7 protein-coding genes are annotated in these 6,816 nt (G+C 62.7%); 1 reads left to right on the top strand and 6 read right to left on the bottom strand.

Going from position 1 to position 6,816, the window contains the following annotated elements; translation table 11 throughout:
- Window positions 1–1,435 (top strand): hypothetical protein (locus CO676_RS34655; protein WP_144340175.1); only part of this gene is annotated, 1,435 nt, incomplete at its 5' end.
- Between the two features lie 87 nt (window positions 1,436–1,522).
- Here the strand turns inward: CO676_RS34655 and CO676_RS21695 are convergent.
- The 6 genes from CO676_RS21695 to CO676_RS21670 all read right to left on the bottom strand — a co-directional run bounded on the left by CO676_RS21695 (window position 1,523) and on the right by CO676_RS21670 (window position 6,742).
- On the bottom strand, window positions 1,523–2,080 hold the full coding sequence (locus tag CO676_RS21695; protein ID WP_097522586.1) for an NADPH-dependent FMN reductase: 558 nt from the start codon (window positions 2,078–2,080) through the stop codon (window positions 1,523–1,525).
- A gap of 140 nt (window positions 2,081–2,220) precedes the next feature.
- Window positions 2,221–3,174 (bottom strand): ring-cleaving dioxygenase, encoded by a 954-nt coding sequence (locus tag CO676_RS21690; RefSeq protein WP_097522598.1) that lies wholly within the window; start codon window positions 3,172–3,174, stop codon window positions 2,221–2,223.
- Window positions 3,175–3,280: 106 nt separating this feature from the next.
- On the bottom strand, window positions 3,281–4,060 hold the full coding sequence (locus CO676_RS21685; RefSeq protein WP_097522585.1) for a carbon-nitrogen hydrolase family protein: 780 nt from the start codon (window positions 4,058–4,060) through the stop codon (window positions 3,281–3,283).
- Complete coding sequence (locus CO676_RS21680) at window positions 4,057–4,857, bottom strand: ABC transporter permease (RefSeq protein WP_097522584.1); 801 nt, start codon at window positions 4,855–4,857, stop codon at window positions 4,057–4,059. Before CO676_RS21680 ends, CO676_RS21685 begins: the two co-directional genes overlap by 4 nt.
- Entirely contained in the window at window positions 4,854–5,708 is an 855-nt protein-coding gene (locus tag CO676_RS21675; protein WP_097522583.1) for an ABC transporter permease, read from the bottom strand. The genes CO676_RS21680 and CO676_RS21675 overlap by 4 nt, the downstream gene beginning before the upstream one ends.
- Window positions 5,705–6,742, bottom strand: coding sequence for an ABC transporter ATP-binding protein (locus CO676_RS21670; RefSeq protein ID WP_097522582.1), 1,038 nt, complete (start codon window positions 6,740–6,742; stop codon window positions 5,705–5,707). The genes CO676_RS21675 and CO676_RS21670 overlap by 4 nt, the downstream gene beginning before the upstream one ends.
- Window positions 6,743–6,816 lie beyond the last annotated feature (74 nt).

Genomic DNA, 6,816 nt, shown 5'->3' with positions numbered 1-6,816 from the left:
CAACATCATCGATGGCCACGGCGGTGCGGTGGCGCAAACCGCCACCATCACCATCACCGGCGCCAACGACGCCCCGGTCAACACAGTACCAGACTCCCAGACAGTTGGCTCCAACACCGCGACCGCAATTACCGGTGTCGCCGTGGCCGATGTAGACAGGGACAATGTGACCACGACTCTCTCCGTTTCCAGCGGCAAACTGACGGTCGGAACCGAAGGCGGCTTCACCGTGAACAATAACGGCACGAACACGGTGACAATCAGCGGGACCCTTGCCCAGGTCAATGCCGCGCTGGTTACGCTGAGCTATCTCAGCAATACCAATTACAGCGGCGCCGACACGTTGACGGTGGTCACGTCGGACGGCTTGGCAAGCGATATGGATACGGTGGCGATTACGGTCAATCCGCCGACCAACCAAGCTCCGGAGGCTCCCGCCTTTGCTTTCAACCCAGGCGCGGTGAGCGGGGACGATGGCAACAAACTTCTCTTAGGCACGCTCCTTGGGACTTTCTCCGCAGGCGATCCCAATGCGGGCGACACGGTAACATACAGCTTTGCAGGTGGCACACCCAACGGTTTGAGCCTGAACGCAGCCACCGGCGAGCTCGTCGTTTCAACCGACCTCAACGGCGCTGACAAAATGTTCAGCGTTGTGGCAACAGACTCGGCCGGCAATCAGTCAACCTCGACCGGCGTGAGGCTCTGGATCGGGACCTCTGGCGTGAACTCCGTTTCGTTCATTGACAACAGTGAAACGATCATCGCCTTCGGCTTGAACCAAGTTGATACGATAACGGCCACGGGGGGATCCGGAGATGACATTTTCGTCGGCGGTGCCGGCAATGACGCGCTGAGCGGCGGCGGGGGCAACGACTGGCTTATTGGCGGCACGGGGAATGACACCCTGAACGGGGGCGCCGGAAGAGACTTGGTCGATGGCGGCGCAGGCAACAACACCCTGGCCGGCGGAGCCGGCGACGACACATTTGTTTTCCGAAATATTGGAAGTACAACGAACCATGTAGCCGATTTCGATGCGGGAACGAGCTCCACGACTGCCGATATGTTGCGCTTCGACGTGGGGACCGGAGCCAACGAATTCTCGCTCGGTAACAACAATACGACCGTGGAGAATTTTAAGGCGGGGAACAACGCAACGATCAATTTTGCCCGCACGGAGATCGCCGTGAAAACGGATGCCAGTGTGACCGATGGAGGTTCAACAAGCTTCCAGAACGCCATCAACAGCTACACCAACATTACGACGGGTGCCCTGTTCGTCTTCCACAATACGGATCTCGGCCACGCTGCGGTTTACTACGACTCCAAACCGAGCGCGGCCGGCGGCGCAGTGCTGGTGGCAGAATTCGACAACATCAAGCTGCTGGGGAGTCTCGGCAGTTTCAATGCCGGCGATTTTCTGTTGATCTAACGTCCGTCCACGATCCAGGCGGCGATCACCGAACTCGTGCCCGTCGCCTGGCCTTTCGGAGCTATTCAGCGGAGCCTCGGCCCCGCTCTATTTCATCGTTGCCACATAATCTGCAAAGGCCTCAACGAAGGCGCGCAGCCGCTCGCGGGTTTCTTCGTCGGTCAGTTGCCCTTCGCCGTCGAAAAGCGTGTCCGCATTCTGCACCATCAGCCGCTTGCCCGACCAAAGCTCGGCGCCGAGCGTCCGCATCACGGCGAGCCAGGCGTTCTGGCTGAGTATCGTGCCGAACTTGCTCGGCGAAGCGCCGGCGACTGCGAACGGCCGGCCCCGGAACACCTTGCGAATGTCGGCAGGCGGGCGGCTCAGCCAGTCGATGGCATTCTTGAAAACGCCGGGAACCGAATTGTTGTATTCCGGCGTGAAGAGAATCACACCGTCGGCGGCGATGATCTTCCGCTTCAGTGCTTCCGCCGGGGCCGGTACGCCGCTTTCGGCCTCCACATCCCCGTCATAGAGCGGAATGCCGTGCAGGGTCGCAGTCTCGAACTCGACCCCCTCAGGCGCGACTGCTTTCGCCGCGTTGAGCAGTCCGGTGTTGAAGGAGGCCTTGCGCAGGCTCCCCGATATGCCGAGAAGTTTGGACATGGATTAAGAGCATCCTCCGGTTCGTGCGGTTGCGGAGATTCCTTTTGTCATCTGAACTAGGAGCATGAAGACAAAAGGAAAGCCGGCGATCTCACCGGCTTTCGATTCTCGCGTGTCGGCCGTAGCACGCGGGCGCCACCCTATTCCAGCGGCTTTAGCCTGGCCTCGATCTGCGCCCGCTTCGGCTCCAGGAAGGGCGGCAGCGACAGGCTTTCCCCGAGCGACTCCAGCGGCTCGTCGACGGCAAAGCCGGGTCCGTCCGTTGCGATCTCGAACAGGATGCCGTTCGGCTCGCGGAAATAGAGCGACCGGAAATAGTAGCGCTCCACTTCGCCGCTAGACGGCAGATGAAAGGCCTTCAGCCTCTCCGTCCACTGGTGCAGCCTGTCGACGTCCGGCGCCCGGAAGGCGACATGGTGGACGGCGCCCGCTCCCTGCCGGGCGATCGGCAGCCCCGGCTGGACCGCGACATGGAGTTCGGCCGCCGCGCCGCCCTCGCCCATCGAGAAAACGTGCACCTCGCCATTCCCGTCCGGCGAAGGATAGTGACGCGCCTCGCGCATGTTCATGACCTGGGTGAGCACCAGCGCGGTGCTGGTGATATCCGGCACGCTGATGGTGATTGGTCCGAGGCCTTTGATCTGGTGCTCGGCCGGGACCGGGCTCCTTTCCCAGGAATGCGACGGGACAAGCGCGCCATCGTCCACCAGTCGAAACCGCTGGCCCTCGCCGTCTTCGAAATCAAGGGAGGTTCGGCCGTCGATTTCGCTGATCTCGCCTGAGGCCACATTCAGCTCGTCAAAGCGACGCTTCCACCATTCCACGCTTTGGGCATTGCCGACGCGGAGCCCGGTGCGGGAAATGCTGTGCGTGCCGCGCCCCTCCGGTCCGACCGGCCAATCGAAGAAGGTCAGATCCGTGCCGGGCGTCGCCTTCCCGTCGGCGTAGAAGAGGTGGTAGGCGGTGGTGTCGTCCTGGTTGACAGTCTTCTTGACGAGCCGAAGCCCCAGCGTCTTGGTGTAAAAGCGCAGGTTTTCCGGCGCGTTCGCGGTGATGGCCGTGAGATGGTGGATACCTGTCAGTTGCAAGCTCATGGATGCCTCCTGGGGCTTTCGGTTGAGCTGAATATCGGCCTCCAGCCATGCGTCCCACAAGTGGAGACGCAGAAACAGATTGTTCCCCGACAGCGATCGACCGGGATCAGACCCCTTTGAGGTCCCTGAGATAGGTATTCTCTGCGCGCGAAATGGCAAAGGCCTGCGGATCGATTTCAGCGTAAATCAACGTCTCATCGGCAGAATTGGCTTTCGCCATGACCTGCCCATCGGGCGACGCAATGCATGAAAGACCGGCGAAGGAGAACATTGCGTCGGAGCCGCAATGGTTGACATAGGCGACGAACACCTGGTTCTCGAAGGCGCGCGTCTGGATCATGTGATCGGTTATGAACGTGCCCGACCAGCCGGCCGGCAGCGCCGTCGGCACCAGCACGACATCGGCGCCGGCGGATGCCAGCCGGCGGACATTTTCCGGGAATTCGACGTCGTAGCAGATCAGCATGCCGCAGCGGACACCCCGATGCTCGAAGAGCCGCGTCGAGGGCTGCTCCGGCGTGAAAAGCGACCGTTCGTAATCGCCATAGAGATGCGATTTGCGATAGACCGTCGGCTCGGCGTCGCCGTCCAGATGGACGGCGCTGTTGTAGACCGCCGCTCCTTCGCGCTCGGCAAAGCCGGCGATAATGGCGATGCCCGCGTCGCGGGAGATCCGCCGCAACGCTTGCACAATCGAGCCTTCGGCCAGTTGCGCCAGCGCACGGATATCGTCGCCCGCGCCGTAGCCGGTAATCCCGAGTTCGGGTGTCACCAGCAATGTCGCCCCCTTGGCCGTGGCCTCCGCGGCAGCTCCCTCGATACGGGCGAGATTGGCGGCGATATCGCCGCCGACGCTTTTCATCTGCAGTGCCGCGAGCTTCATCATTTTTGATCGGATGCCATGGCGCCGAGCAGCTTCGGCAAGTCGCCGAAGCGAGCGACGAGACTGAAGATGACCGCCGCCGTCGATACGAAGAGCACCGTCACCGAGGCCATGGTCGGCGTATACCCATAGCGGAGCGCGTTGAAGATCTTGATCGGCAGCGTCTCCATCGTGAAGCCGACCGTCATATAGGCGACGATATATTCGTTGAGCGAGAGCACGAAGGCAAAGGCGTAGCCGGAGACGATATAGGGCAGGATCAGCGGCAGCACGATCGTGCGGAAGATGGTGCGCTCGTCGGCGCCCATCGTTGCGGCGGCCTCCACCAGCGAGCGATCGATCGAGGTGAAGCCGAGCGACAGCGTCACCAGCGGCAAGGTCACGAAGAAGATCGCGTGACTGACCACCGCCGTCCAGGGCTGGCCGTAGAAGCCCGCGGTCGCCCAGAAGGTCAGGAGCCCGAGCGCCGTGATGACCGGCGGCAGCGTGAAGGGCGCGACGCCAAGGAGCTGGAAGATATTCGCCCACGGCGCCACACGTCGCCACAGGAACCAGGCGAGCGGCAGCGCAATTGCCACGGCGAGCGCCGCCGAGAGTACCGCAAGCGTCACCGAGGCAAGGAGCGCGTTTCGCCACTCGGGGTTGACAAAGATTTCCCCGTACCAGGAGGTCGAAAAGCCCTGCGGCGGAAAGGCCAGCGTCTGCTTCTGATTGACCGAGACGCCGGCGACGACGATCAGCGGCAGCGCCAGGAAAAGGGCGATCAGGAAGAAGTAGAACTTGCGGAAAAAGGACGTCATGCCGCCTCTCCTCTGCGTCCGGCGATCACCGTCAGCGCCACCAGTCCAAGCGTCACCAGCACGAGGAACACGGCCATCGCAGCGGCAAAGGGCATGTTCGACTGGTAGATCGCCTGGTCGGTGATCAGCACCGAGAGCGTCCAGTGCTGCGGCCGGCCGAGAAGCTGCGGCAGCAGATAGGAGCCGAGCGCGAAGATGAAGACCATGATCAGCGTCGCGACGATGGTGTTCCTGAGCGCGGGCACGACGACGGTGAAGAAGGCCTTGAGCGGCGAGGCGCCAAGCGTTCGGGCCGCTTCGGTCAACGTCGGGTCGAGCCGCACGAGCGCCGGGAACAAGACCAGCACCGTATAGGGAAAAGCCTGGTAGACCATGCCGGTCAGCACCGCCGCAAAACTCGGCGTCAGTGCCTTCGCCTCGCCCATCAGGCCGAGCGCGACGAGGATATTGGTGATGCCGGCGGTGCGCGAGAAGAGCGTCGACCAGGCAAAGCCGATGATGACCTCGGAAAGCGAGAGGATCGAGAGAAGCGCGACCAGCCAGACGATCTGCACGCTTCGTGCCATGCGCGTCAGCAGATAGGTGAACGGCAGAGCCAAGACCACGCAACAAATGGCGACGGCGATCGCCATCATCAGCGAGAATCCGAGCACGCCGCCGAAGAAGGCCGAAAGGAAGCGCGCGTAATTGTCCAAGACGAAGGCCGGCGTATAGAAGCCGCCCTGCTGGCGCTGGAAGAAACTGACGGCAATCATCGTGCCGAAGGGCACGACGAAGAAGATGGTGAGCATGGCCGCGGGGAAGAGGAGCGGCGAGTAGTCGGCGAATGTCTGGGGCGGTTCGCGTCTCATTTGCGCAGCACCACGCAGACATCTGGCGTCAGCGCCACCCCGACCTCTTGGCCGACCCTCACCTCCGGCCGGGCTCGCGGCGTCGAAACGGCGACGATCTGGCGGCCGGCAACGTCGACAAAGGTCTCGATCGTGCCGCCAAGGTCGCGTACGAAGTTAACCGTGCCGGTCAACGCGCCGGCGCCGGGTGCGGTCAGGTGCACGTCCTCCGGCCGGATCGAGATCGTCGCCTTGGCCGCCCCGGGCGGCAATTGCAGGCCCGGCACCGGCTGGCCGAGCACCGTCACATGGTTCCGCGCGTCCGATTCCGCTTCGATCAGATTGGTCTGGCCGATGAAGTCGGCAACGAAGCTGTCGGCCGGCCGGCGATAGATTTCGATCGGCGAGGCCGCCTGGCGGATTTCGCCGCCGCTCATGACGACGACCGTGTCGGCCATGGTCATCGCCTCGCGCTGGTCATGGGTAACGACTATCGTCGTGATGCCGAGCTTCTGCTGCAATTGCCGAAGCTCCACCTGCATCGCCTCGCGCAGCTTCGCGTCGAGCGCCGAAAGCGGCTCATCGAGCAGGAAGAGCTTCGGCGAGATCGCGAGCGCCCGGGCGATCGCGACACGCTGGCGCTGCCCACCAGACAATTTGGAGATCGGGCGGTCCGCAAAGCCGGAAAGATGGATCATCGACAGGAGTTCCTCGACCCGCTTTCTCTGGTCCTCCTTCGGCGCGCCGCGTATGCGCAAGGGATAGGCGATGTTTTCGCCGACCGTCAGATGCGGAAAGAGCGCCAGCGACTGGAACACCATGCCGAGATTGCGCTTGTGCGTCGGCACACGGGTGATGTCCTCGCCATCGAGCCGGATGGCGCCGGAGGTCGGCAGGTCGAGTCCTGCGATCATCCGCAGGAGGGTCGTCTTGCCGCAGCCCGAAGGGCCGAGCATGCAGACGAACGTGCCATGCGGCACCGTTAGATCGACGTCGTTGACGGCCTTGAAGGCCCCGAATTCCTTGACGACGTTCTGAAGGGCAAGTCCCGACATATGTTCCCCGCTTTGGCGCTTCATGCGCAGATGCTGCGATGCCAGCGCCTATCCGAGCGCCACGGTCGCAGCAG

The sequence above is a fragment of the Sinorhizobium sp. BJ1 genome, from assembly GCF_002531555.1.
Classification (GTDB): domain Bacteria; phylum Pseudomonadota; class Alphaproteobacteria; order Rhizobiales; family Rhizobiaceae; genus Sinorhizobium; species Sinorhizobium fredii_B.
Note: the sequence above shows the minus strand (reverse complement) of the source record. Positions and strands in the feature narration are given on the sequence as shown.